Raw genomic sequence first — 25,459 nt, 5'->3', positions numbered from 1 at the left:
ACATCAAATAGGGGCGATTCATGAATTGCCCCTACCTGCCGGATTTTTAAGGCGTCTTTTCCAGGGCAATGCGCAGAACCTCCAGCATGTCGTCCACGAAATGAAAGGTTATCTCCCGGCGCACCTTGGCGGGGATATCCTCCAGATCCTTCCTGTTCCATTTGGGCATGATGATGATCTTTACCCCGGCCCGGTGGGCGGCAAGAACCTTTTCCTTGATCCCGCCAATCGGCAGAACAGTTCCCCGGAGCGTGATTTCCCCGGTCATCGCGAGATTTTTTTTGACGGGGCGATTCGTTGCCAGCGAGGTCAGGGCCGTCATCATGGTAACCCCGGCCGAGGGCCCGTCTTTTGGTGTAGCCCCGGAGGGGACATGGATATGGATATCCCTCTCGGAAAAGTAATTATCCGGGACCCCGATTGCCTCTGCGTTGGAGCGGATAAAACTCAGCGCCGCGGTTGCCGATTCCTTCATCACGTCGCCCAATTGACCGGTCAGGGTCAGTCCGCCCTTGCCCTTCATTGCCGTTGCCTCCACGAAGAGCACATCCCCGCCGGAGGGTGTCCAGGCAAGCCCCATGACGACCCCCGGTTTGGCTGTCCGCAGGGCGGCCTCGCCGTTTATTCGCACCGGGCCGAGGAATTTGTGCAGATCGCCCGCCGTAACAGTTGTCTTTTCCGTTTTGCCCTCGGCAATCCGGCTGGCCACGCCCCGGCAGATCGCGGCAAGTTCCCTCTCCACGTTCCGGAGGCCCGCCTCCCGCGTATAGCCGGTTATAATGTTGGTTACCGCGCCTCTCGTGATTCGGATCTGTTCCGGTTGCAAACCGTTGGCCTCCCTCTGTCGCGGGATCAGGTAGCGCTCGGCGATTCTTATTTTTTCGTCTATCGTATAGCCGGGCAGTTCGATAACCTCCAAGCGGTCGCGCAGGGCCGGCGGAATCGTCTCCAGCATGTTGGCCGTTGCGATGAACATCACGTGCGACAAATCGAAAGGGACGTTCAGGTAGTGATCGGTGAAGGAAAAGTTCTGCTCCGGGTCAAGAACCTCCAGCAGCGCGGAGGAGGGATCGCCCCGGAAGTCATTTCCGACCTTGTCGATCTCGTCGAGCATGAAGACGGGGTTATTGGACTGCGCCTGCCTGATTCCCTGAATGACCCGGCCGGGAAGCGCCCCCACATAGGTGCGCCGGTGGCCGCGTATCTCCGCCTCGTCATGCAGGCCGCCGAGCGAGATGCGAATGAATTTGCGACCCAGAGCGCGGCCGATGGAATGCCCAAGAGACGTCTTGCCCGTTCCGGGAGGACCGGCGAAGCAAAGAATCGGCCCTTTCGTATCCGGCTTCAGCTTGCGAACGGCAAGGTACTCGATTATCCTCTTTTTCGCCTTTTCCAGCCCGTAATGGTCCTCGTCGAGAATCCGTCGGGAGGCCTTGATGTCGCTGTTGTCTTCGGTATGCTCATTCCAGGGAAGTTCGGTGAGCCAGTCCAGATAGGTCGCCGATACCGTGTATTCCGCCGAGGAGGGGTGCATCCGGGTCAAGCGGGCGAGTTCGCGCTCCGCCTCCTTTTTCGCCTCTTCCGGGAGGTGTTTTTTTTCTATTTTGGCCCGATATTCTTCAACCTCGACCTTCTCGTCGTCGGTCTCTCCGAGTTCCTTGCGGATGGCGCCCAACTGCTGGCGGAGGAAATACTCCCGCTGGCTTTTGTCCATGTCGCCCTTTACCTCGTTCTGGATCTTGTTGCCCAGCTCAAGGATCTCCACCTGGTGGTTGACTAACCGCGTTACCTCGCGCAGTCTCCCCTTTACATCCAGGATGTCGAGGATCTTTTGTTTTTCCTCGATGGAAACATTGATGACGGAGGCGATTACGTCGGCAAGAACGCCCGGCTCGGCAATCGCTTTCGCCATTGTTCCGAACTCCTGGGGCAGCAGGGGCGACAGTTTAACGATCCGGTCAAAGAGGCTGACGAGATTAACCATCAGGGCCTCGACCTCGAGGTCTTTGGTTCCCGAATCTTCGAGAACCTCGATGCGTCCGTGCAGATATGGTTTGCCCTCCAGCATTTCTGTCAGACGGAACCGGCCTACTCCCTGCAGCAGGAGCTGGGTCTTGCTGTCGGCGGTCCTGGCCATTTTGAGTATGGAGACGCTCGTTCCCGTATCGTAAAAATATTCTTTTTTGTTGGGAAGTTCGAGATTCTCGTCCGTTTTTTTAACCATGATCATGCCGAGCATCCGGCTGCCGGTCATCGCCTCATCGATCAGACTGGTTGCCGAATCCCCGGTGATCTCCAGCGGGATGAGCATTTTCGGAAACACAAAGACACCGGACATGGGCAATATGGGAAGTATCTCCGGGATGCCGGCGATCTTTAACTCCTCCGGTTGTTTTTGCGACATTGGCGCCTCTCTTTACTGTTCAGTTTGTTTTGGCCTTAGACTGCCAGCCCTTGGCCTGTGATGTTTTCCTATTAAATCCTGATATGTTACAGATGATTACCTTGAACTTTGACAGTTATCCTGCTGATTTCCGCTTGTGATTTTTTGGTCAGGCTGATTTTCAGAAGGCCGTCTTTGTAAACTGTTTTAGCTGTTGCCGCGTCGATCGTAACCGGCAGGACAATGGTACGCTCAAAATGGCCGGAGGGTATTTCCGCAAGGCAATAACAGCCGCTTTCCTTTTCCGGCGACTCCTCGCAGTCCATGAACATCAAGCTTCGCTGTGTGAACATTAAGCTTCGCTTTCCCGCTATCTTGAGAGAGCGAGGGGATATCTCCAAATCGATACCCTCGCTCTGAATACCGGCGATTTCGGCAATTATAAAGATCTCGTTGCCGGTCTCATAGATGTCCACGTGGGGCCGCCACCTTTGCTTGGAAAATGCGAATCTCGGCTGGGCATGGTTGAGCATCTCTTCGACTGTTCTGAAGAGGTTATACTCGGCGCCCTCCTGGTTATCGACAAATCTGATCTTGATGTAATCCATCTCGGACTCCCGTTTTTTTTAAATCCCCCTTACCCTTCCCGATAAAACATTTGGAGACGATATATCCAAAAAGTTTTCCCCAGCCCTTTCAGATAATATGCACCGATGAATATGCCGTCAAGCAAAATATTGACAGCAAAATATTGGCAAGAGACGATTAGAAGGCCGATTGCAGAAACCAGAGGCCGAGGCCTTAAAAATTTTCTTGACAGCCATAAATAATTAATATATTTTCCAATCAACTGACCGACCGGTCGGTAGATAAAAGACACATAATTAACCAACATTAATACGCTTTATACAAATAATTTATATGAAATATCAAAATGTCGGCGCCTTTTTCGAATGTGTGGAGGAATGGCGGGGTTCCTCTCAGTCAGCGGGATGGGGCTTTGTGGCGGAGCCGGGGCAGCAATATAAAATAAACAGCGGCGGGGTGAAATTATGAAAGACAAAATAAAAAAGGTGGCGGTAAGGCTTTTCTATAAAAAAGGCTACTATGCAACCAGCATGAGTGCCATCGCAAATGCAGCAGGTATCCGAAAGTCAAGCATCTATCATCATTATTCGACAAAGGAAGAAATTTTATTGGATATTTTCAGAACGACCATGATCGAACTCCAGGACTTGCTGAAGGAACGACTGGCTTCAGCGAAAGGCGCCCGCGAAAAAATGCAGGCAGCCATATATTGCCATATTATCTTTCATATCGAACGGCAGAAAGAGGCGATTATTGCGGATAGTGAGCTTCGGGGGCTGACTGCCAGGAATTACCAGGAAATTATGCAGATGCGAGATGAATATGAAAAACAAATTCAGGGGGTTCTTGAAGAAGGGATAGCCGAAGGCGTTTTTTCCGTTTCAGATTTAAAAGTGATTTCTTACGGCATCTTGTCCATGTGCACCGCCATTTGCTCCTGGTTCAATCGTTCGGGGCGTCTTTCCAAGGAGGCAGTTGCGGATTTCTATTCAGATTTTATTCTAAAGGGTTTGGCAAGGTCATAAGCGGCAAATTGACGGGAGGAACGTCAGGGAGGGGGTGATGATCCGAAAGGAGACAGAAAGTAAATAAAAATTTCACACCAAATTAAGGAGGGGAAAATGAATAAGCTTTTTGGACAAAAAAAGGTCGTCGCGGTTTTATCAGTCTTGGGATGTCTGGCGCTGGTGCTCTTTTTAGATAGCAGCGCCCAGTGTAAATCATACAAATGGAAGATAAGCCAGGGAATTGCCGAAGATCATCCCGCAGCCGCCAGGAGCAAGCAGTTTGCAAAGATTGTGTCCGATAAATCCGGCGGCAGGATTAACATCACCTATTTCCCATCGGGGTCATTAGGCGACTGGATGGAGCAAATTGAAGCCAACCGCATGGGGACGCTGGAGATCGGTCTCAACGCCGGCTCCACCTCTTATGATCCCAGAACCAACCTGATGTTCATGCCGTATCTTTTTTCCACGTGGGATGAGGCGCGTGCGGCCATCGGGTCAAATGGTTGGCTTACCCCGATCTTTGATGACCTCTATTCCCAGATCGGCTTGAAGGTATTGGGGATTTACTTAAACGCCTGGGACGGTATGGCCTACAGCAAGCGCATCACCAAGGTTGCCAAGGTTCCTCAGGACTATTCGGGCATCAAAATGCGTGTGCCGCCAATTCGCATTTTCGAGGTTTATGTGCCGAAATTGGGATTTATTTCCACCCCGATCGCTTACTCGGAAACCTTTACGGCACTTCAGACCGGCGTTGTTGATGCCCGTTCCGCATGCCCGGCTGTCGAGGCGTATGTGATGCGCGACGCGCTGTCTTACTGGGTGGCGACTCGCGACTGTTTTGAATATTGGTTTTTGACCATGAACAAAAAGCTCTGGGACTCCCTGTCGAAGGAAGACAAGGCGATACTAAGCAGCGCGGCAGATAAGGTAATGGCGGATCAGGCGCTTGCGGCAGAGAAAGATGAAATGGAATTCAAGAAAAAACTGACTGATGCCGGCGTTAAAGTGTACGAGGTAAATGATCAGGAATGGAAAACTGCTGCAAAATTGGTTCGCGCCAAAGCCTGGCCGATTATTCAGGAAGAACTGCTGGGGTCCGTTTTGATGGATAAGATCAAGGCGCATGCAACAAAAATTGCCGATTAGCTATTCACCGACCGAATAGTGAAAATGGGCTGCCAGTACCCAACCAAAAGGGTCGGGTCAAACCGACCCTTATTTTCAAACATAGATTGGAGTGAATCATGGCAATCAGGAAAATCAATCGAATGTTCATGGCCGCAGACAATTTTATTGATAAAGGCACGACCTGGCTCATTGTCACGGGGGGGGTGATGGTCACTTTGACAGTTGTGCTGCAGGTTGTTCTGCGATACATTTTCAAGGCGCCGCTTTTCGGTCTGGAGGAACTTTCCAGATTAATTGCCGTGTGGGTCTATTTTCTCGGTGCAATCCTTGGAACAAAAGGGGATGTTCATGTACAAGGCGATATGGCGGGTCTGCTGTTTCACTCGGATCGCTCCCGTGCGGTAATAAAATCAATCACCTGGGGACTGAGCCTCTTGGTTTGCCTTCTGTTTCTCTACCATTCCGCTAAATATTGTCTTTGGATATATGGCAGCGGAGAAAAGACCCCCGGTCTGTGGTGGCCGCGGATATACAGCGTCGGCAGCATGCTTTTCGGCGCCTTCTTCATGACCATATACAGTTTTGCCAATGTAATCAAACATTCAGGCACCGCAATCCACGGCTTTGAAGCCACGCCCGGAGGTGTGCTATGACTGTAGTTATCGCCATAATGGTTTTAGCTGTTCTGATCATGTTGCTCGGGGTGCCTGTGGGTTTTGCATTCGGTCTGGGTGGATTTGCCATAATGGCCATTGCTGGCCTCGATCCGCGGTTTGCCATACCCTCGGCTTTTCGCAACCTTGAATCCTATACGCTGCTGGCACTTCCCCTTTTTATCATGGCGGGCGGGCTGATGAGGGACGCTGATATTTCCCGGCGTCTTATCTCCTTTGCCATGTCTTTTCTGGGGCGGATCAAAGGGGGGATGGGGATGGTGTGCGTGGTGTCATGCGCCATTTTCGGCGCCATTTCGGGGTCGGCATCCGCGGCTATTGCCGCCATCGGCTCAGTCATGATACCGGAAATGGTCAATAACGGTTACTCAAGAGGCTATTCAACCGGACTGGTGGCGGCCTCTTCCATGCTTTCCTTGCTGATTCCCCCCAGCATTCCGATGATCGTCTTTGCAATGACGGCCCAGATATCCATCCTTGCCGCGTTCTTAAGCACATTGATACCGGGAATTTTAATGATGATTGCCTACTGTGTGGTCAACCTCGTATTGAGCCGGCGTATGAAGACGCTGAAGGTGGCTGAAAAGATGGGCATGAGGCAGACGGCAATAGAGATCGGGCGATCCACCCGGCATGCGAGCCTGTCGCTGTTCATGCCCGTCCTGGTGCTCGGCGGCATCTACGGCGGGGTCTTTACACCCACCGAAGCAGCCGGCATGTCGGCAGTCTATGCAGTACTGGTAGGTTTTTTCTTCTACCGGACCATGACCCTGAAAGGCGTGGCGGCCAATATCAAGAGTTCAATGGTGACATCGGGCGTGGTCATGGTTCTGTTATTCTTTATTCTTATGGTCAGCAGAATCATGGTTACCTACCAGATTCCACAGCAGCTCACCGAGTTGATTTTCAGTGTTACAACAGACAAATGGATGATACTTCTGATGTTGAATGTCATTTTGCTGCTGATGGGCATGCTGGTGGACGACATTTCCGGCAATATTCTTGCCGCGGCCATCCTGCTTCCGATTGCCAAATCAGCGGGAATAGATCCAATCCATTTTGCGGCAATTTCCGTCACCAATTTATCCCTGGGGAACATAACCCCTCCCTGTGCCCCCATGCTCTATCTGGCGGGGTTGATCGGCGGCAATGTGCCGTTGCATGAATATATAAAACCAGCTGCCTGTTTCATGATTTTTGGAGCGCTGCCGATAATCCTGGCAGTTACCTACGTTCCCGAATTTGCATTGGTTCTGGTAAACATTTTTATAAAATAAGCCCGACAGGAAAGGAACCATTTAATGGAAAATCAAGCTGTTCTTTATGAAAAAAAAGAAAACGTGGGAATCATTACATTCAATAGACCGCGCCGCCTCAATGCAATCAACGAAGCGCTCCTGAAGGGACTAATACGGCATTTGCAGAGCGCTCAGCAGGACAAGGATGTTCGCTCCGTAATACTGACCGGCGCCGGGAAATCATTTTGCGCAGGCGAAGATCTGAAAGAGACATCTTCAGGAAAAAGCTTTGAACAATGGGCTGAGGAGATCGATGCATTGCAGGATGTTCAGAGGGTGGTTCTCGGGATGGGGAAACCATTGATTGGCGCAATCAATGGCTATGCAGTCGGCGGCGGTCTTGAATTTGCCCTGAGTTGCGATATTCGTGTCGCCTCGGACGATGCCTTTTTCGGATTTCCTGAAACGGGGGTGGGGCTCACGGTTACCACTGCCGGCACCAAGTTGATTACCCAGATTGTTGGCCTGGGAAAAGCCAAGGAACTGATTTTTACCGGCAGACTTGTGGATGCGGCGGAGGCTCTTGCCATTGGACTTGTCAACAGCGTCGTAAAACGCGAGGGGCTTTTGAGGCATGCATTCGATATTTGCCGGCTGATCAACTGCCGCTCCGCTCTGTCAATGAAATTGTCCCGCATCGCCATCGACCAGGGTATGCATTCGAGCTTTGAACAGATTCTGGAGCTGGAAGCCGCTCATTTACACAGTTGCATCAATGCCAATGAACAAAAGATTTTTGTCGCAAAGAAATTGGAAAACATGAAGGCAAAAAAACATTAACCCAGTTTTCAATGAGGTGGCGCCAATGCTTGAAGGCAGGACATACGACGATCTGTGCCGAAATTTCAGATGGAATATTCCCGAAACATATAATATCGGCGTGGATGTCTGCGATAAATGGGCGGATGGTCCCGAGCGGCTTGCCCTCATATATGTTGATCCCGAAGAGAAAGAGCGGCGATATTCATTCCAGGATATTAAATCACTGTCTAATAGATTGGCCAATGTTTTAAAGGCAAAAGGTCTGGAAAAAGGCGACCGGGTGGGGATTTTGCTTCCCCAGTGTCCGGAAACACTGATTTCCCATGTCGCTGTTTACAAACTTGGGGGCATTGCCTTGCCGTTGTTGACGCTTTTTGGCCAGATGGCCATCGAGTACCGACTCCGGGACAGCGCAACCAGGGTATTGATAACGAACAGCGAAAATTTGGCAAAGATCCGGGAAATCAGAGACGGTTTGAAGGAATTGAAGCTGGTCATTGTTGTGGGTGAAGAAGGCGGCGGCGAAGGCGTACTGAATTTCTGGGGAAGCTTAAAGGCAGAAACCGATGATTTTACCCCGGAAATAACTCGTCCCGATGATCCGGCCCTTATCATTTATACATCAGGGACCACGGGGCAACCCAAGGGAACTCTGCATGCTCACCGTCTGCTTCTCGGGATCCTGCCCGGATTCGAATTTTACCACAATCTCTTTCCACAGAACGGCGATCTTCTGTATACGCCACTGGACTGGGCATACATCGGCGGATCGTTTGACGCGCTATTTCCCTCCCTGCATCACGGCGTGCCTGTGCTGGCTTTCCGCCCCGCCAAGTTCGACCCGGAAAGGGTTTTTTCCATCATGGAAAAATATTCGGTGCGAAATCTGATGGTTGTCCCCACGGTTCTCCGGATGATGATGAACAAGGTAAAAAATGTGCGCGAAAGGTACAACATACGCCTGCGATCGGTTACTGCCGGCGGCGAAACAATGGGCGAGGAGTTGTACCGGTGGAGTGCGGAAAACCTGGGCGTGGAGCTCAACGAGCATTATGGACAGACCGAATGCGATCTGGTCGTTGGTTTCTGCTCCGGAGTGATGCCGATTGTCAAAGGATCGATCGGAAAGGCTGTGCCCGGTCATCATGTGGAAATTCTCGATGCAGCGGGAAGGAGGGCAGCCGTCGGGGAAGTGGGAGAAATTGCCGTCAGATGTCCCGACCCCGTTATGTTCCTCGAATATTGGAACAATCCTGAAGCAACGAGGGAAAAATTCGCCGGGAAATGGCTGAAAACCGGCGATCTGGGGCGGAAAGACCAAGACGGCTATTTTTGGTTTGCCGGCCGGGCCGACGATCTTATCGAAAGCGGCGGATATAGAATCGGACCGGGAGAGATTGAGGAATGCCTGATGACACATAAGGCAGTGGCCATGGTTTGCGTCCTGGGGGTTCCGGATCCGGTGAGGGGACAGATAGTCAAGGCCTTTATTGTTCCCCACCCGGGTTTCAAGGCGGACTTGGCACTGGAGGAAAGCATTCGCGAACATGTGAAGGGAAAACTCGAAGCCCATGCTTATCCGCGGGCCATACAGTTTCTTGAAGAGATGCCCATGACCAAAACCGGGAAGATCATGAAAAACAAGCTCAAGGAACTGTAATCCGACGGTAGCCGCCCATTTTGTTTTTTTGTTTCCATTTAGGAAGTGTCTGTGGCAAATGGCGGAGAAACGGAATGTAAGGGTTATAAAAAAGGGAGGGGCTGAATGGGCAAAGAGTACCGGTATCTTGAGGACTATTCCGTTGGCGAAAAGATGGTTTCGCCCGGTCGCACTGTAACCGAAACCGATATTGTCAATTTCGCCGGAATAACCGGCGATTGGCATCCGCTCCATACCGATATGACTTATGCGGGAAGAGGGCCGTTCCGGGAGAGGGTTGCCCATGGAATGCTTACCCTGAGCATTGGCATGGCGCTGCCGTTTCGTCTGGGACCATATTCGGGTTATCTGCCGGAGTCGTTTATAGCGTTCTACGGGATGGACAAGGTGCGTTTTACCGCGCCAACGAGGATCGGCGATACTATATACTGTGAAGTGGAGGTCATTGATATAACGGAGAAAGACAAGACGCGGGGCGTCCTGAACACGAAACATGCGATAAGAAATCAGAAAGGGGAACTTCTCGTTACCTGCATTATTAAGGTATTGTGCGGGAAAAAACCCTAATCTGCAATGCTCGAAACGGGAAAACATCTTGTTTATTTCTTGATTGAAGAAAGGATGCTGGGATTTGGCTGACAATAATGACAGGCAGACAATGCGCGCGCAAAAGAAGGAGATGGCTTTTCTGGAGAATCGGGATCACTGGCTGGCGGAAGAAGAGAAACTCTATGCCATGTGGGAGATTGCGCGTAACCCGGGGGGGCAGGAACAGATCGACCGTCTTGTGAAACAGGGAAAGAAGCCAGTGAGGCAGCTCATAGAGCAACTGATCGATCCGGGGACTCAATTCATGGAACTGAGCAGAGGCGCAGGCTTCGGCATTAATTATGAGACGGCAAGGGATGTTCCTGCTGCCGGGGTGGTAACAGGTCTGGGCAAGGTTCACGGCAACTGGGTGATGGTCATTGCCAATGACAGCAGGGTAAAGGCCGGCGCCTATTATCCTATCACTGCCAAAAAGCATCTGCGGGCCCAGGATATAGCCGATGAAGCCGGAATACCCTGTGTTTACATTGCAGATTCTGCGGGGGGCTTTCTGCCGATGCAGGCAAGAGTTTTCCCGGGGAAAGGGCAATTTGGCAGGATTTTCTTCAATATGAGCAGGATGTCCGCCAAAGGGCTGAAACAGTACACTCTCAGCACGGGCGGCAATACTGCCGGCGGCGCATATATCGTTTATCTTGCCTGCGAATCCATTATGATTGACCAGATGTCCCATGCTTTTCTGGGGGGGCCGCCGATGGTCAAATCAGCTATAGGCGAAATCGTGTCTATGGAAGATCTCGGGGGCGCAAAGGTTCATACCGGCATCTCCGGAGGGGCCGATCATTTTGTGCGCACCCAGGACGAGGGAATCGAGAAACTCAGGGAGTTGCTTTCTCAAGAACCGAAACAGAAATTATGGATCGAGAGAAGGGAAATAAATGAACCTAAGGTTCCCATCGAGAGGCTCTATGAAATCCTGCCCAAAGATACGTACCGGGGAATCAATGCGCGGGAGGTTATCGTTTCTATCGCAGATGACAGCTATTTCAGCGAGTACAAGAAGGAGTACGCTCCCGGGCGTGGCGATAACATTATCTGTGGACGTATATATCTCAAAGGACTGCCCGTTGGGATCGTCGCCAGCAACGCCAATGGCGTTATCTTTGCGGAATCCGCCCGCAAGGCTGCCGAATGGGTCGTTCGCTGTTCCACCCAAAAGATACCGATTCTCTATATACAGGCATCCCCGGGTTACATGGTGGGTAGCCAGCAGGAATATGCGGGGATCGGAAAGTATGGCTCTGATATGGTGCGGGCATGCGCCTGTGCCAACGTTCCCAAGATTCAATGGGTGATCGGTCCCGATCATGGCGCCGCCAATTACGGCATGTGTGGCAGGGCGTATGATCCCCGGTTTATTTTTCACACCATGAGAGCAAGAACGTCAGTTATGTCCGGTCGTACCGCCGGTTCCATCCTGACAAGTCTCGAACGCGTCAATGCAAGGAAAGACGGTCGGGAGATGGATGAAGAAGATGCAGGTAAATTCGAACAGATGATGGTCGATAAATACTCCAATGAGGCCCACCCTTTTTTTCTCGAAGCCAGACTTTTTCAGGATGGCACGCTTCCTTTGAAGGAATGTCGAAATGCCTTGGCGACGGCTTTCGAAGTTTCTCTGCTTAAACCGATAGATGAATCAAAATTTGGAAATTTCAAATTTTAAAGAAGGCTGAGGAGCAATTTCTGAATAGCTCCCCGCCTGACTTTCGTAGATTAATGAGGGCATGCTGTTTTCGTTTCGGGCAAATCATAAATCAGACGGAAACGGCCCGTGATCTGCCGCTGAAACCGCCCACGGTGCGCCGCAGCCTGAAGCTGCCGGAAACTTCGTACTTGCCGATTCGCTTGCCACGGATTTTCTTCTCGTGTTCTTGACGCGCCGCCCCCCGAGTTAATGATTCAGATATTTGATTTACTTCGCTCGCCTCTCGCTGAAGAACGCGCTGCTCATGTCTGCTGCGCTGCCCAAGCAAGAGGACTCTCAATTGGGGAAAAGGGAAGTGAAGGAAAATTAAGATTGACTGTCATTCTTTAATTTTATATTGTTCAGCAGCTGCGCGCCGGGCGTAAAAATGCATATTATCGTCAGGGGCGGGTAATTTGCCGGAGGTTTATGGGCTGTTCCCGAAAATTACAGAGGGTTAGGTAAATTATGCATAAAAATATTCTGGAAACCATTGGCAAAACGCCGCTTGTTGCCATCAACAGATTAAATCCCAATCCCAAAAGTGTAAATATTTATGCCAAGATAGAGGGAGTAAACCCCGGCGGCAGCGTTAAAGACCGGATCGCCTTGCGGATGATTGAACAGGCGGGAAAAAGCGGCGAGCTGACAAAGGAGAAAATCATTATTGAGCCAACCAGCGGCAACACGGGAATTGCCATTGCCATGATCGGCGCCATCAAGGGCTACCAGGTGGAAATTGTGATGAGCGATGCGGTTTCGGTGGAGCGGCGCAAGATGATTGCGGCCTTCGGGGCAAAAATAACATTGACGCCGGGGAAGAAGGGCACCGACGGTGCCATTTTAAAAGCACGGGAATTGGTTAAACAATATCCCGAAAAATATTTCATGCCGGATCAGTTTTCCAATGAGTACAACAAGGCCGCCCACTACGAAACCACCGCCCAGGAGATTCATGATCAGTTAGGCGGGCAGGTTGATTATTTTGTGGCGTCAATCGGCACATCCGGGACGTTGATGGGCGTTGGCGCGGGATTGCGAAAGTTCTGCAGTCCGGACGTGAAGATTGTCAGCGCCGAGCCTACGCTCGGCCATTATATCCAGGGCTTGAAAAATATGGAGGAGGCGATTGTCCCGGCAATCTACGACAAAGCAAAACTCGATCAGATAATCCAGGTTGAAACCGAGGCGGCTTTTGCGATGGCGCGGGAAATAATCAAGCAGGAAGGCATCTTTGTAGGCATGTCCAGCGGCGCGGCAATGGTGGCTACGTTGGAGGTGGCTAAAAAAGTTAAGCGCACGCCCGGCAAAAAAATAAATATTGTCACCCTCTTTCCCGACAGGGGCGAAAAATACTTAAGCACCAAGCTTTTTGAATAATTTTGCTGCAAGGGGTGTATCACGCGCAGAGTTATATTTCTTGTCGATATGAATGCATTTTTCATAAGTTGCGAAATGACGAGGAATCCTTCGCTCATCGGCAACCCCGCGGCTGTGGCCGGTGATCCGGAAAAACGCAGGGGGATCATTCTGGCGGCAAACTATGAAGCAAGGGCATATGGCGTCAAGACGGCCATGGTGCTGCACGAGGCCCTGAAGCTTTGTCCGAAAATCATGCTGACGCCTCCCGATCACCATTTCTATGAGGAAAAATCAAACGAGGTCATGAGCCTGCTGTTGAATTATACGCCGGTTATGGAGCAGAACAGCATCGATGAGGGATGGCTCGATATGACCGGGTGCGAGGGACTTTTTGGCGAACCGTTGGCGGCGGCTCGCCGGATAATGGCGGAAATCAAGGACCGACTCGGCCTGTGGTGCTCAATCGGCATCGCTGAAAACAAGTTTCTTGCAAAAATGGCGGCCGAAATGAAAAAGCCCCTGGGAATAACGGAAATATGGGAGAACGATATCCCCACAAAGCTCTGGCCGCTTCCGGTAAAAGAGATGTACGGCGTGGGCAGTAAAACCGCCGAGAAGTTGAACAGGTTGGGAATGCGAACGATCGGCGCGGTTGCGGGAGCTGATATGAACCTCCTCGTCAAGGCTTTGGGAAAAGCTGGCAAGGATATATATCTGCACGCCCGGGGGATTGACAATTCGCCGGTTCTCCCTCGTCAGGCCGATGAGATGAAGTCAATCGGCCGCTCAACAACCTTGCCGGAGGATATTTCGGACATTGAACAGGCAAAAATCGTTCTGATGAACCTTGCTGACGCTGTGGGCCGGGATGCACGGAGGCATGGCAAAAAGGGTCGGACCATCCAGATTACGTTGAAGTATTCCGATTTTAATGTCGTGAGCAGGCAGACAGCCGTTTCTGCAACTTACGCCACCAGGGAAATATACCAGGCAGGGCGCCTCCTGCTTGAGCAAAACTGGAGCAGTCGCCGCCCGGTAAGGTTAATCGGAATCAGTCTTTCGGGATTTGATGAAGAATGCCCTGCGGTGCAGTTGTCGCTTTTTGATCAAGTTGAAGAAAAGCCCAAGAGCTATAAAAACGATCTGATAGACAGGGCCATGGATAAGATACGAAGCAGGCATGGTTCTACAATGATAACCTTTGCCTCGCTGGTTAAAAAGGAAGAAGACCGCTCGGGGGGGAAAAATAACGCTCTTGCCATTCTTGCTTTACCCCGAAAAAACACCGAGGATTCATCTGATTTGCCATGAAAGATTTTTGTGAAATAAAACAAAGTCTTATTCTGGCGGCTGTCCTTTTCCTCATCTGTTTTCCGCCAAAGCCGGCGCTTGCAGGAGAAGGAGCGGCCGGGCGGTCGGACACCCTGACTCTCTATCTGGAAAACGACCTTTTTAGTTTCGACAACAACGACCGCTATTACACGCATGGGACGAAGCTCTCCTGGATTTCCCGGGACCTTGCTAATTACCGGGAGGTGGCCGGTCTGCCCTTGTGGATGCGCCGCTTCATTGAAGGCGTGCCTTTCGTGAACGATGAGGGGGAGCAGCGCTCGGTTTCCGTCTCCCTGGGACAGAACATCTACACGCCGGCGGACAAGGAGCAAAGCGAACTGCTCCCGGACGACCGGCCCTATGCCGGGATCACCTACCTGGGGCTGGGACTGCACAGCAAGAACTCGCGGCAGATGGACACGATAGAATTCGCTCTGGGGATTGTCGGACGCCATTCCTACGCAGAAGACTGCCAGAAGGAAATCCACCACTGGATAGATTCTGTAGATCCCCAGGGTTGGTCTCATCAGCTTCGCGACGAACCCATCTTGAACATTTATTTCGAACGCAAATGGAAAGTATTCAGCACCGGAAGCTCCACAAGACTCGGGTTCGACTGCATTCCCCACATGGGGGTTACCATCGGAAACGCCTACACAGGAATCAATCTGGGCGGCCAGTTGCGTTTCGGCTGGAACCTTCCGAACGATTTCGGGACGTATCTGATCCGGACGGGAGCCGACGGCAATGCCCCGGTCGATGATGCAAACCCCCGGTTTTTCAGCCCTTTCCAGCGTTTCGGCATCCACCTTTTCTTCGCGGTCGATGGGAGCGCCGTTGCCCGGAACATCCTGCTCGACGGGAATACTTTTCAAGACAGTCACAGCGTCGCCAGACAGCCGTTTGTTGCCGATCTGGTCGGCGGTATAGGCATGATCATCCACCGCTTCAAAATCACCTATTCGCTGGTTCAGCGCACGAAAGAATTTAAAACCCAGAAGAAAGTGCAGAATTTCGGAGCGATCTCCGCATCTTTCACGTTTTAAAATATACCTTGACAAGCAAAAACAGCGTCCCTATATTCCAAACCGAGTGAAAGCAAGGCGTTATTAAATCAGCATTTGGGGAGGGCTGGGGAGTGGCTAACGATATCAAACCCGATCAGACATTGGATTGCATAGGGCTCTATTGTCCGGAGCCGCTCCTGCAGACACGGACCAACATCGACCAGATCGATGTGGGACAGGTGCTGGAGGTCGTCACCGACGATCCTGCGGCCGAAGAGGATCTCAAGCGGTTTGCCAAGCGCACGGGCCACGAGGTCGTAAGTTTCGAAAAGTATGACGACCATATGCGCTTTCTCATAAAACGCTTGAAGTGACCTTTGAGCGTTTTTCAGATTGAATATAAGGAGCGAAAAGAAATGGCTGACGAAAAATTTATTCTGTATGTGCAGACGACGGATGCGCCCGAGCGGCAGTACTCGCCCCTGGTGCTGGCCCAGACCGCCGTGGCGATGGGATTGAAGGCCAAGGTTTACTATCTTGGCATGGGGATAAAGATAATGAGGCCGGGCGCTGCCGAGGCCATCAAGATGGGATCGTTTCCCACAGTGAAGGTGATGCTCGACAAGACGATGCAGATGGGCGTCGAAGTCCTTGTATGCGAGGCCTCCAAGCAAATGCTCGGCTGGGACAAGGTTGAACTCATCCCGGGCGCGAAGGTTGTGGGAGCGGGGACGCTGAACGATCTGGCGCTGGATGCCGATGCCGCCATGTGGTTCTAAGCAGGGCGGTCTCGAACCGCCCCCACGGGGGTCTTTTTGGTTGTAAGCCGCTTCGGAGTGATAGGGAGAAAAGTTTAATGCCGGCAAACGTTTATCTGGACTACCAGTCCTCGAAGCCTGTTGACCCCCGGGTCGTCCAGGCCATGCTGCCGTGGTTCACCGAGCGGTTCGGGAATCCGAATTCGCTGCACGAGGATGGAGACGAGGCGACGGAGGCGCTCGAGCGCTCGCGCGAGCGCGTTGCCCGGTTCATTGGCGCCGAGAAGGACGAGATTATCTTCACGGGGGGCGCGACCGAATCAAATAACCTCGCGCTCTTGGGCTATGCCGCCCGCAACCGCCGCAAGGGCGACCACGTAGTTATCGCCGAGGTAGAGCACATCTCCGTGCACAACCTCGCCAAGGCGCTTGAGAAACAGGGTTTCAAGGTTACCCGGGTTCCCGTTGACCAGTTCGGACGGGTGAACCCCGCGAAGCTCCGGGCGCGCCTCAAGGATGAGACGCTGCTCGTTTCCGTGGGGTGGGCCAGCAGCGAGATCGGCACCGTTCAACCCATCGGGGAAATCGCCGCCCTGCTCAAGGGCTCCGGCATCGCGCTGCATGTAGATGCTGTCGCGGCCGAGGGCCTTGTCCCCATCGATATGCGCGAAGTCGGCGTAGATCTGCTGACGCTTTCCTCCAACGACATCTACGGCCCCAAGGGTCTGGGCGCTCTTTACGTCCGCAAAGGCGTGAATGTTGCCCCCGTCATCATCGGCGGCGGACAGGAGCGCGGTCTCCGTTCCGGCGGCGAGAACATGCCCGCCATCGTGGGCATGGCCGAGGCCGCGGATATCATGGCGCGTGAGATGGCCGACGACGTGGCGCGGATGCTGCCGCTGCGCGACCGGCTGATCAGGGAGGTGCTTGCGGCCATTCCGGACTCGCACTTAAACGGGCATCCGACAGAGAGGCTGCCCAATAACGCCCACTTTCGGTTCGAGGCCGTCGAGGGCGAGTCGTTGCTTTTGTCCCTCAAGGACAGGGGCGTGTCCGTCTCGACCGGGTCGGCCTGTTCGTCCAAGACGCTTGAACCATCGCATACGCTGCTCTCCTGCGGGCTGCTGCACGAGGAGGCGCACGGATCGCTCGAGTTCACCTTCGGGCGCTGGAGCAAGTCCGAGGATGTCGAGCGTGTGCTGGAGACGCTGCCGGGCATTGTTGCGAGGCTGCGCTCGCTTTCGCCGCTCTACGATATGGACAAGAAACTCAAGGGAGAAAGCTAAATGAAATCAACTCAATATTCGGAAAAAACTCTCGATCATTTCCGCAACCCCCGGAACGTCGGCACTTTGGAGGGGCCCGACGTCGCGGTGGGAAAGGTAGGCAATCCCGTCTGCGGCGATCTCATGTACATGTACATTCAAGTTAAGGATGACCGCATTGCGGACATCAAATTCCAGACGTTTGGTTGCGGTTCGGCCGTTGCCACATCCAGCATGACCACGGAGCTCGTCCGGGGAATGACCCTCGATGAGGCGATGCAGGTTTCGCGCGGCAACGTGGCGGACGCGCTCGACGGACTCCCCCCCATCAAAATGCACTGCTCCAACCTGGCTGCCGATGCGCTTCACGAGGCCATCAAGTCCTGGCGAGAGGGCCGGCGCGGCGAGACGCCGGAGGCGCCCGCGCCCGGCACGGTCAGGCAGTCGTGCGAGCTGCCGCCGACAATCGTGGAAGGGTTCGACGCCCTTGTGGGCAAGGGCGTCTATCGGCAGGAACCCAACCCTGACGAGCTCAAAGACCGCCGCGTGCTCATCCTCGACCGCGGCGAGCGGTCAGTCAAGCTCGCGCTCGCGCTAACGGAGCACACGGGGCGCGTAGTATTCATGAGTCCCTACAAGCAGCCTGAGGCCAAAGACGACTTCCGGGCGCCGCTCAAGCGATCGGATGTCAAGGTTCTCTACGAGTCCCAGTTGCTTGCCGTCCTCGGCGAGTTTGAGGTCGAGAAGGTTCGGGTGCACGACCTCAACGAGAACGAGGAGTACGAGCTGACGGTGGACGCAGTCGTGGCGCTCGAGTGACAGCGCATCCCGGCAACCGCGCGAGACAATCAAGTCAAGGCCGGGTATGGCGAGACGCTCCTTGAAGAACTCGCTTCGTTGCTGACTGCGGATTTCGGATCCGGTTATTCGGGGACAAACCTGCGCTGGTTTCGGCAGTTTTATGTCGAATATCCTGCTCTCCTGCCAGTGGAGATTCATCACGCACTGCGTGGCAAATCTTTGCAGGGTTTGTCGCAGGGCACCTCCCGAATTCATCACGCAGTGCGTGATGAATCTCCCGATGTGTTCAAAGATCCGGTGGTCATAGAGTTTCTAGGTCTTCCCGCGTCGCCGAAACTGGTCGAGTCAGAGCTTGAGCAGGCGCTGATCAACAACTTGCAGGCCTTCCTGCTGGAGCTGGGAAGGGGCTTCGCCTTTATAGCCCGACAGCAACGGATCACATTGGACGGAGATCATTTTTACATCGGAGCCAATTGCAAAACCATTTGTCATTCCCGAAAGCGGAGCTTAATGTACACAATGTCTCTATCGGGAATATGGTTTTTTCAAGCAGTTAGAACCAGATTATGAACATTAAACTTCGTTTTCCCGCTCAGAATCGTTGCGGGAATGACAAGAATGGGGAGTTTTGCAATTGCCTCATCGATCTGGTTTTTTACCATACGGTTCTCAAATGCTTCGTTTTGATCGATCTCAAAGTCGGCAAGCTCACGCATCAGGATATCGGTCAAATTCAGCTCTACGTGAATTATTTCGATCGGGAACGGCGGGTAGCCGATGATAATCCGTCCCCGGGTCTGATCCTTTGCACAGATAAAAACGATACCGACGGCTTCGTCAAGGAACCGGCCGTGGTCACCCGCAAGGTGCTGCGCTGCTATCAGCGGGACATTGCCCGGTTCATCCACTCGCAGATGCAGGCCCATTCCTGGGAGGATGCTGCCGGATATGAGTCGGTCGTCAGCAAGGGTTATACGGAGCTCAAGGAAAGCGCCTATACCTATAACGTCGCGGAGCCGCCGCTCGATTATCGGGCGTCGCCCTCAGACAAAAGCAACATGGCCGAATACCTCTTCAACGGGTTCACTCGCTGCCTTTATCCAGTGCAAAAATTCGATTCGGAAGCGGAACGCAAGCTGGCCGTGCTCCTCGATCGCGATGCCGATAAATGGATCAAGCCCGCCAAAGGCCAGTTCCATATCCTTTACCGGATCGGCGCCGACCATCTCGAATATCAGCCGGCCTTTGTGGCCGAAACGGCAGCGGCAATCTTCATGCTTGAGCCGAAGGCCCGCAACCAGATGGAATATCCCATCGTCCTGGCCAAGAAAGAGGCCGCCGTCCAATGGTGCGGCGGTCGCAAATATCGCTGCCACCTGAGGCACATCAAATTTCCTCATGTCTTGCCGGATGCCCTTACAGAGCAGGGCCGCCCTTGCGCCGTGTTCAATGGTGACGAAAAGAGGTGGGCATGAATGCAGGCAGGCAACCTTCGCGACTTGAAGAAAACGATTGAATCTGCCGAACAGGCAATCGCCGCCCTCAAACAACAATTTAGCAATACCCGGTAGGGATGGAATTTCGACTGCGAAAACTATGTTGCCAGTCGAACATTCATCGAAGAGATTTTGGAGATGGCAAAGGCGTCGGGCGTAAAAATGTTCGAACAGGATGAGCGACTTTATTGCTAACCTTATTGCCTGGGCAATCCAAGGATTATTCACGTCAGGAATTCGCACGGGATATTTATCTCCTTGATCAGAGCGGTGAAACCGCAACGAAAAATGGTCTTTTCGTCAGCTTTCCCGCGAGTACTGGCATATGAAACCTTTCGCTCTGATTGTACGAGCAATTCTCAATCCCCACCCCGTCGCCGCGTGTGGGACGTTGTCATCCTCGATGAAGCTCAAAAAATAAAAAATCGGGATGTAGAAATAAGCCGTAAACGTAAACTATTGCAGCGAGCGAGGGCCTGGGCGCTTACAGGCACGCCCCTCGAAAATCGGGAAGATGATCTTGCCTCAATTCTGGAATTTGTAACATCCTTGAAAGATGGTGAAAAATCGCCAAGGTTCAACCCGGGCCGGGAGCTCCGGGCCGGGGGACAAGGGCTTAACCTCCAGGATGCTTCGTATGTTTTTCATTTTGATCGCTGGTGGAATCCTGCCGTCGAGCTTCAGGCCGAGGGCAGAGCGCACCGTCTGGGCCAAGCCTTTCCCGTTCACATTTACAAATACACGATAGAAGATACAATCGAGGAAAGAATCGAAAAAATATTGGCGGAAAAACAGTTGCTCTTCGACGAGTTGGTAAACAATGTTTCGCTGGACCTGAAATCAAAACTTTCCAGCAAGGAACTTTTCGGTTTGTTTGGGTTGGTCCCTCCGGCAAATCTAAAAGCTTCAAAGGGGGCGCAGGGCGCCTTGGCGGCGAGCAAGGAAAGGGAAGTTTCCGATTGACAAGCTGTCCGCCCTGACGCCGTCTTTAACAATTCCCTTGACAAACAGGGGCATTCCCCATATACACCCGCTCGTCGGAGTTGTTTTTTGAAGACCCGGCATAGTAGAAGATCCATTGCATTGGGACGTTGTTTTGAAAATTCCGAGGTATTAGCCCGGCGCACCGACGGTCGGGCATTTTTGTTGGGCGGGTTTCTTCCGCGAGGAAGGCCTGGTGTTGGCAAGAGCATTGCGGAGTCATTGAAACAAGAGTCTCGTAACCATCCAGTATTATCCGGGATGTCGAACCCGGTGATTCTGGACAACAAGACGAAAGGAAGAAAATGACTTCACAATTTATTGATCTAAACCTGCGCCCCGAACTTACGCAGGCGGTTTCCGCGCTTGGCTATACCGAGCCCACCCCCATTCAGGAGGGAATTATTCCCCTCATGCTGGCCGGCATTGATGCTATCGGCCAGGCGCAGACCGGCACCGGCAAAACCGCCGCCTTTGCCATTCCCATCCTTAACAATTTGCAAATGGGCAGTCGCCTCCCGCAGGCCCTTGTTGTGGCCCCGACCCGCGAACTGGCTCTGCAGGTGGCGGAGGCGATGATCGGTCTCGGACAATTCTGCAAGGTACGGGTTGTCGCGATTTATGGGGGCGCCTCTTATGAAAAACAGCTAAGCCAATTAAAACGGGGTGTTGACGTTGTTGTCGGGACGCCCGGACGGCTTTTGGATCTGCTCAATCGCGGCGCCCTTAACCTGAGCGAGGTCGGTACCGTCGTTCTCGATGAAGCCGATGAAATGCTTTCGATGGGATTTATTGAAGATATCGAGGCCCTGCTTTCCGCCATTCCGACTGAGCACCAGACTTCTTTATTCTCGGCTACCCTGCCAGCCCCTATCCGCAAGCTTGCCAAAAAGTACATGCACGACCCGCAATCAGTCACGATCGGGCGCGAACAGATGACGGTTGCCGCCATCGAGCAGCGCTATTATCTCGTGAATCACTCCGACAAGACAGCCGCGCTCACCCGCCTCTTTGAGGTGGAAGAGATAACCTCCGCCCTGATTTTTGCCCGTACGAAACTGGGAACTCGGGATCTGGCGGCGGAACTGACCAATCGCGGGTTTGCCTCCGAGGCCCTGAACGGCGACTTGAGTCAGGAATCCCGCGAGAGTACGCTGAACCGCTTCCGCGCCGGCCAGATCAAGGTGCTGGTAGCGACTGACGTTGCCGCGCGCGGCCTCGATATTGAAGGCATTTCCCACGTTTTTAACTACGATTTGTCTGAAGATCCCGAGATTTATATCCATCGAGTCGGTCGCACGGGGCGCGCCGGCCACACGGGCATAGCCATTACGCTGGTAACACCCTCGGAGAAGCGCCGCCTGCACAATGTGGAAGCCTTTATCCACCAGACGCTGACAAAATCAACATTGCCCGGCGTCGAAGAAATTATGGCCCGCCGCCAGGGTGAGCTTGTGGAAAAATTGTTGTTCTGGCTGAAGCGCGGCCGCTGCAAGCAGGAGCGCGTGATTGTCGAAAAGCTCGTGGCGGAAGGTGCCGACCCGCTTGATCTGGCCGCCGTTGCCATCAAGATTGCCCGGGCCGATGAAAAGATGCGCCCGGTTGCCCCGGTTGCGGACGTTATTGAGATTTCCCGGGAGCGCTCCGGCGCCGAACGGCCTGGCCGGAGAACTCCGTTGCGGCGAGAGCGCCCGGCCGAGCGCGCTGATTCCCGGAGCGGGTCGCGGACAACGCTGTCGCGGGAAGACAAAAAGGCTTCCCGGGAAGCGGGGATGGTAAGCCTTTCGATGAACATCGGCAAAACGCACGGCATTCGCCCGGCGGATGTGGTGGGCGCGCTTTCCTATCAGGCCGATATCCCCGGCTCGCAGCTCGGCAAGATTTACATCCAGTACGATCATACGCTGGTGGATGTGCCCGAGCAGTTTGTCGGCAAGGTACTGGCAAACGCGGGCCGCTACTCGATTCGCAAACAGCCGTTTACGATGGCCAGGGCTTAGGCCGGTCTTAATTTTACGCGCGGAAAGAGATGCGTGAATATTTGGCATTGGCAGACAGACAAAATCGTGCTTAACTGCCCCATCGGTTAGACAAATCCTTGGGAAGCCCTTTCTCCGGAGCGTTGTTTGCGCAGAGGGTCTATCTTCGTAAACGAAGAGGATGGCGATGAAAAAGCTCGAACGGCTGAGAAATCTGATCGGCGTGGCCCGTGGACTTAAGGAACCGGACCTCGTTCTGAAGGGGGGCCGGGTTGTCAATGTATTTTCCGGCGAGATCATAACTGCCGATGTCGCGGTGTACGACGGCATGATCGCCGGTGTTGGCAGCTACGAAGGCGCCCGGATGATTGACGCGACCGGCTGTTATATCACGCCGGGATTCATCGACGCCCACATGCATCTGGAAAGCACGATGCTTTCCCCGCAGGAGCTGGCGAAAGCCGTTATAAAACATGGGACAACGGCGATTATCGCCGATCCGCATGAAATAGCCAACGTGATGGGAATTGAAGGGATACGGTTCATGATGGCTGCCGCGCGGCGGCTTCCCGTCGATATCTATTTTATGCTTCCGTCCTGCGTTCCGGCGACCGGCCTGGAGACATCCGGGGCCGTTCTTTCTGCCGCCGCTCTGCAAACGTTGCGTCGGCATAAGCGGGTACTTGGCCTGGCCGAGATGATGAATTATCCGGGAGTCATAAATGGGGACAAGGAGGCGCTGGAAAAATTGCTTGCCTTTGGCGGCGCCGTCTGCGACGGCCACGCACCGCGTCTTTCCGGCCGGGACCTGAACGCCTACATAGCCGCCGGCATCCACTCCGATCACGAATGCAGCGATCTTGCCGAGGCGCGCGAGAAACTGCGCTTGGGAATGCACATCATGATCCGTCAGGGGACGCTGGCGAAGAATCTCAAGACCCTGCTGCCCCTCGTAAATAAAGATAACATTTGCCATTTTTCCCTTGCTACCGATGATTTACATCCCCATGACCTGCTCGCGCAGGGCCACCTCGACCACCTTGTCAACCTGGCGGTGGAAGAAGGGCTGGAGCCTGTTTCTGCGATTCGGATGGTTACCTGCAACACGGCCCGTTACTTCGGCAGGCGCGACCTCGGCGCCGTTGCCCCGGGATACAAAGCCGATCTGCTGATCCTTTCGTCGCTTGCGCCCCTTTGCATCCGCAGTGTCGTCAAGGCAGGGCGGATTGTGTTTCCCCGGGGGGAATTGCCGGTCGAAACAACAGCGCCGGCCGCCAAGGCTCAAACGGGAAAGATGGGGCAGATAAATATCCGGCCGTTTGCACCGGGCGCCCTTGCCGTTCCGGAGGCGGCGGGCAAAATCAGGGTGATCGGTCTGATTCCGGAGCAGATATTGACCAGACAGATGCTCGTCGCTCCGAAAATTGCAGGCAGGAAAGTCGTTTCCGATGTCGGCCGGGATATCCTCAAGCTGGCCGTCTTGGAAAGGCATCAGCGCACGGGCAATATCGGGCTCGGCTTTGTCAGCGGCTTTGGCCTGAAAAAAGGGGCGCTTGCCTCCTCGGTTGCCCATGATTCCCACAACATAATCGTTGTCGGCTGCGACGACGAAGAGATGTTTGCAGCCGTCAAGGCGATAGAAAAAATGAATGGCGGCATGACTGCCGTCTGCCAGGGTAAGGTTCTGGCCAGTCTGGCGCTGCCGATCGCCGGGCTTATGGCAAATGCCCCGCTTGCCGAGGTTGCCGCAAGCTGGCAGGAGCTGCGCCGCGCGGCCCACGAACTGGGGTCGGGGCTTCCCGAACCGTTTATGGCCCTGTCCTTCCTTGCCCTGCCGGTTATCCCGGAACTCCGCTTGACCGACCGGGGGCTTGTTGACGTGAATCTCTTTCGTCACGTTGCGATTTTTGCCGACGTCTGATGGGAAAAAACAAGATGATTTTGTTCTTGCCTCACGAAGAAAAATCATCTATACAAGGCCGCGGAACGAGGAAAGAGTCTTTGCCCCTTTACTTCAGCATTTATTAAAATTAGGTGAAAATAGATGAAATTCAGCCTGCTTCCCAAAGAATACCTGTTTTTCGATCTGTTCGATCAGATGGCCGTCCATGCCATAGATGCTGCCCGTTGTTTCAGTGATTTTGCGACTGCCGGAACCTTTGACCATCAGGCAATCGAGAAGATGCACTGCATCGAAGAGAACTGCGATACGGTAACGCATGAAATCATCGACCGCCTGAACCGGACTTTTGTCACCCCTTTTGACCGTGAGGACATCTACTCGCTGGCCCATGAATTTGACAGCGTGATAGATCTGATTCAGGCAATAACCAACCGGATGCTTCTTTACAAGCTCAACGACGTAAAAAATGAAGATCTTATGAGATTTGCCGAGCTGATCGAGAGGTCGGTTGACAACCTTGCCAAAGCGGTGCGAGGCCTGCGGGATTTGAAGCAGTCAACCAAGATTTCCACCTGCTGCATCGAGGTAAACCGGCTGGAGAATCTCGGCGACCAGTTACGGGATGAGGTTCTCAGCAAACTTTTCGAGAATGCCAGCGATCCCATGCATGTCCTCAAATGGAAAGACATTTACATGGAAGCGGAAACTGTGCTCGACAAGTGCGAGGATGTGGCGAATATTGCCGCCTCCATTCTGATTAAACAGGGGTGATA

General features: G+C 53.2%; 23 protein-coding genes. 21 read left to right on the top strand and 2 right to left on the bottom strand.

The window, feature by feature from the left end; all coding sequences use genetic code 11:
• Positions 1-46: 46 nt before the first annotated feature.
• Together lon and K0B01_03255 are read right to left on the bottom strand one after the other, a co-directional pair.
• Positions 47-2,404, bottom strand: a complete 2,358-nt coding sequence (lon, locus tag K0B01_03260; protein ID MBW6485157.1) for an endopeptidase La — start codon at positions 2,402-2,404, stop codon at positions 47-49.
• Positions 2,405-2,490: 86 nt separating this feature from the next.
• Positions 2,491-2,991, bottom strand: coding sequence for an Hsp20/alpha crystallin family protein (locus tag K0B01_03255; protein MBW6485156.1), 501 nt, complete (start codon positions 2,989-2,991; stop codon positions 2,491-2,493).
• 444 nt (positions 2,992-3,435) lie between these two features.
• On the opposite strand from K0B01_03255, the gene K0B01_03250 reads away from it, so the two are divergent.
• From K0B01_03250 to K0B01_03150, 21 genes are all read left to right on the top strand, one after another.
• Positions 3,436-3,996 (top strand): TetR/AcrR family transcriptional regulator, encoded by a 561-nt coding sequence (locus K0B01_03250; protein ID MBW6485155.1) that lies wholly within the window; start codon positions 3,436-3,438, stop codon positions 3,994-3,996.
• A gap of 96 nt (positions 3,997-4,092) precedes the next feature.
• Positions 4,093-5,130: a TRAP transporter substrate-binding protein DctP gene (gene dctP / locus K0B01_03245; protein ID MBW6485154.1), complete on the top strand. Its 1,038-nt coding sequence runs from the start codon at positions 4,093-4,095 to the stop codon at positions 5,128-5,130.
• A 98-nt stretch (positions 5,131-5,228) separates the two neighbouring features.
• On the top strand, positions 5,229-5,765 hold the full coding sequence (locus K0B01_03240) for a TRAP transporter small permease subunit (protein MBW6485153.1): 537 nt from the start codon (positions 5,229-5,231) through the stop codon (positions 5,763-5,765).
• On the top strand, positions 5,762-7,063 hold the full coding sequence (locus K0B01_03235; GenBank protein MBW6485152.1) for a TRAP transporter large permease: 1,302 nt from the start codon (positions 5,762-5,764) through the stop codon (positions 7,061-7,063). The genes K0B01_03240 and K0B01_03235 overlap by 4 nt, the downstream gene beginning before the upstream one ends.
• A 24-nt stretch (positions 7,064-7,087) precedes the next feature.
• On the top strand, positions 7,088-7,864 hold the full coding sequence (locus tag K0B01_03230; GenBank protein MBW6485151.1) for an enoyl-CoA hydratase/isomerase family protein: 777 nt from the start codon (positions 7,088-7,090) through the stop codon (positions 7,862-7,864).
• A 25-nt stretch (positions 7,865-7,889) separates the two neighbouring features.
• A complete protein-coding gene (locus K0B01_03225) occupies positions 7,890-9,506 on the top strand; it encodes an AMP-binding protein (GenBank protein MBW6485150.1) in 1,617 nt (538 codons plus the stop codon).
• A 105-nt stretch (positions 9,507-9,611) separates the two neighbouring features.
• Positions 9,612-10,073: a MaoC family dehydratase N-terminal domain-containing protein gene (locus tag K0B01_03220; GenBank protein ID MBW6485149.1), complete on the top strand. Its 462-nt coding sequence runs from the start codon at positions 9,612-9,614 to the stop codon at positions 10,071-10,073.
• Between the two features lie 64 nt (positions 10,074-10,137).
• Entirely contained in the window at positions 10,138-11,781 is a 1,644-nt protein-coding gene (locus K0B01_03215; protein ID MBW6485148.1) for a hypothetical protein, read from the top strand.
• A 489-nt stretch (positions 11,782-12,270) separates the two neighbouring features.
• Positions 12,271-13,182, top strand: a complete 912-nt coding sequence (locus K0B01_03210) for a cysteine synthase family protein (protein MBW6485147.1) — start codon at positions 12,271-12,273, stop codon at positions 13,180-13,182.
• 48 nt (positions 13,183-13,230) lie between these two features.
• Positions 13,231-14,475 carry a DNA polymerase IV gene (gene dinB, locus K0B01_03205; protein ID MBW6485146.1) on the top strand — a complete coding sequence of 415 codons (1,245 nt, stop codon included), beginning with the start codon at positions 13,231-13,233 and terminating at the stop codon, positions 14,473-14,475.
• Positions 14,472-15,542 (top strand): lipid A deacylase LpxR family protein, encoded by a 1,071-nt coding sequence (locus tag K0B01_03200; GenBank protein ID MBW6485145.1) that lies wholly within the window; start codon positions 14,472-14,474, stop codon positions 15,540-15,542. Before dinB ends, K0B01_03200 begins: the two co-directional genes overlap by 4 nt.
• 92 nt (positions 15,543-15,634) lie before the next feature.
• Positions 15,635-15,877 (top strand): sulfurtransferase TusA family protein, encoded by a 243-nt coding sequence (locus K0B01_03195; protein MBW6485144.1) that lies wholly within the window; start codon positions 15,635-15,637, stop codon positions 15,875-15,877.
• A gap of 42 nt (positions 15,878-15,919) precedes the next feature.
• A complete protein-coding gene (locus K0B01_03190) occupies positions 15,920-16,282 on the top strand; it encodes a DsrE family protein (GenBank protein MBW6485143.1) in 363 nt (120 codons plus the stop codon).
• On the top strand, positions 16,273-17,547 hold the full coding sequence (locus K0B01_03185) for a cysteine desulfurase (GenBank protein MBW6485142.1): 1,275 nt from the start codon (positions 16,273-16,275) through the stop codon (positions 17,545-17,547). The genes K0B01_03190 and K0B01_03185 overlap by 10 nt, the downstream gene beginning before the upstream one ends.
• Complete coding sequence (locus K0B01_03180; GenBank protein MBW6485141.1) at positions 17,548-18,345, top strand: iron-sulfur cluster assembly scaffold protein; 798 nt, start codon at positions 17,548-17,550, stop codon at positions 18,343-18,345. It begins immediately after the preceding gene.
• 78 nt (positions 18,346-18,423) lie between these two features.
• Positions 18,424-18,897, top strand: coding sequence for a DUF1016 family protein (locus K0B01_03175; protein MBW6485140.1), 474 nt, complete (start codon positions 18,424-18,426; stop codon positions 18,895-18,897).
• Entirely contained in the window at positions 18,894-19,802 is a 909-nt protein-coding gene (locus K0B01_03170; GenBank protein ID MBW6485139.1) for a DUF1016 domain-containing protein, read from the top strand. The genes K0B01_03175 and K0B01_03170 overlap by 4 nt, the downstream gene beginning before the upstream one ends.
• 279 nt (positions 19,803-20,081) lie before the next feature.
• A complete protein-coding gene (locus K0B01_03165; GenBank protein MBW6485138.1) occupies positions 20,082-20,786 on the top strand; it encodes a DEAD/DEAH box helicase in 705 nt (234 codons plus the stop codon).
• A gap of 323 nt (positions 20,787-21,109) precedes the next feature.
• Entirely contained in the window at positions 21,110-22,804 is a 1,695-nt protein-coding gene (locus tag K0B01_03160) for a DEAD/DEAH box helicase (protein MBW6485137.1), read from the top strand.
• A gap of 160 nt (positions 22,805-22,964) precedes the next feature.
• Positions 22,965-24,704 carry an adenine deaminase gene (ade, locus tag K0B01_03155; protein ID MBW6485136.1) on the top strand — a complete coding sequence of 580 codons (1,740 nt, stop codon included), beginning with the start codon at positions 22,965-22,967 and terminating at the stop codon, positions 24,702-24,704.
• 123 nt (positions 24,705-24,827) lie between these two features.
• Entirely contained in the window at positions 24,828-25,457 is a 630-nt protein-coding gene (locus K0B01_03150) for a DUF47 family protein (GenBank protein ID MBW6485135.1), read from the top strand.
• The last annotated feature ends 2 nt before the right edge of the window (positions 25,458-25,459 follow it).

The sequence above is a fragment of the Syntrophobacterales bacterium genome, from assembly GCA_019429105.1.
In the GTDB taxonomy this organism is placed as follows: Bacteria; Desulfobacterota; Syntrophia; order Syntrophales; family UBA5619; genus DYTH01.
Note: the sequence above shows the minus strand (reverse complement) of the source record. Positions and strands in the feature narration are given on the sequence as shown.

Bases quoted from the DNA above. Each gene is read 5' to 3' on its own strand.
- lon (MBW6485157.1), bottom strand. From the start codon at position 2,404: ATGTCGCAAAAACAACCGGAGGAGTTAAAGATCGCCGGCATCCCGGAG.
- K0B01_03255 (MBW6485156.1), bottom strand. From the start codon at position 2,991: ATGGATTACATCAAGATCAGATTTGTCGATAACCAGGAGGGCGCCGAG.
- K0B01_03250 (MBW6485155.1), top strand. From the start codon at position 3,436: ATGAAAGACAAAATAAAAAAGGTGGCGGTAAGGCTTTTCTATAAAAAA.
- dctP (MBW6485154.1), top strand. From the start codon at position 4,093: ATGAATAAGCTTTTTGGACAAAAAAAGGTCGTCGCGGTTTTATCAGTC.
- K0B01_03240 (MBW6485153.1), top strand. From the start codon at position 5,229: ATGGCAATCAGGAAAATCAATCGAATGTTCATGGCCGCAGACAATTTT.
- K0B01_03235 (MBW6485152.1), top strand. From the start codon at position 5,762: ATGACTGTAGTTATCGCCATAATGGTTTTAGCTGTTCTGATCATGTTG.
- K0B01_03230 (MBW6485151.1), top strand. From the start codon at position 7,088: ATGGAAAATCAAGCTGTTCTTTATGAAAAAAAAGAAAACGTGGGAATC.
- K0B01_03225 (MBW6485150.1), top strand. From the start codon at position 7,890: ATGCTTGAAGGCAGGACATACGACGATCTGTGCCGAAATTTCAGATGG.
- K0B01_03220 (MBW6485149.1), top strand. From the start codon at position 9,612: ATGGGCAAAGAGTACCGGTATCTTGAGGACTATTCCGTTGGCGAAAAG.
- K0B01_03210 (MBW6485147.1), top strand. From the start codon at position 12,271: ATGCATAAAAATATTCTGGAAACCATTGGCAAAACGCCGCTTGTTGCC.
- dinB (MBW6485146.1), top strand. From the start codon at position 13,231: ATGAATGCATTTTTCATAAGTTGCGAAATGACGAGGAATCCTTCGCTC.
- K0B01_03200 (MBW6485145.1), top strand. From the start codon at position 14,472: ATGAAAGATTTTTGTGAAATAAAACAAAGTCTTATTCTGGCGGCTGTC.
- K0B01_03190 (MBW6485143.1), top strand. From the start codon at position 15,920: ATGGCTGACGAAAAATTTATTCTGTATGTGCAGACGACGGATGCGCCC.
- K0B01_03180 (MBW6485141.1), top strand. From the start codon at position 17,548: ATGAAATCAACTCAATATTCGGAAAAAACTCTCGATCATTTCCGCAAC.
- K0B01_03170 (MBW6485139.1), top strand. From the start codon at position 18,894: ATGAACATTAAACTTCGTTTTCCCGCTCAGAATCGTTGCGGGAATGAC.
- K0B01_03160 (MBW6485137.1), top strand. From the start codon at position 21,110: ATGACTTCACAATTTATTGATCTAAACCTGCGCCCCGAACTTACGCAG.
- ade (MBW6485136.1), top strand. From the start codon at position 22,965: ATGGCGATGAAAAAGCTCGAACGGCTGAGAAATCTGATCGGCGTGGCC.
- K0B01_03150 (MBW6485135.1), top strand. From the start codon at position 24,828: ATGAAATTCAGCCTGCTTCCCAAAGAATACCTGTTTTTCGATCTGTTC.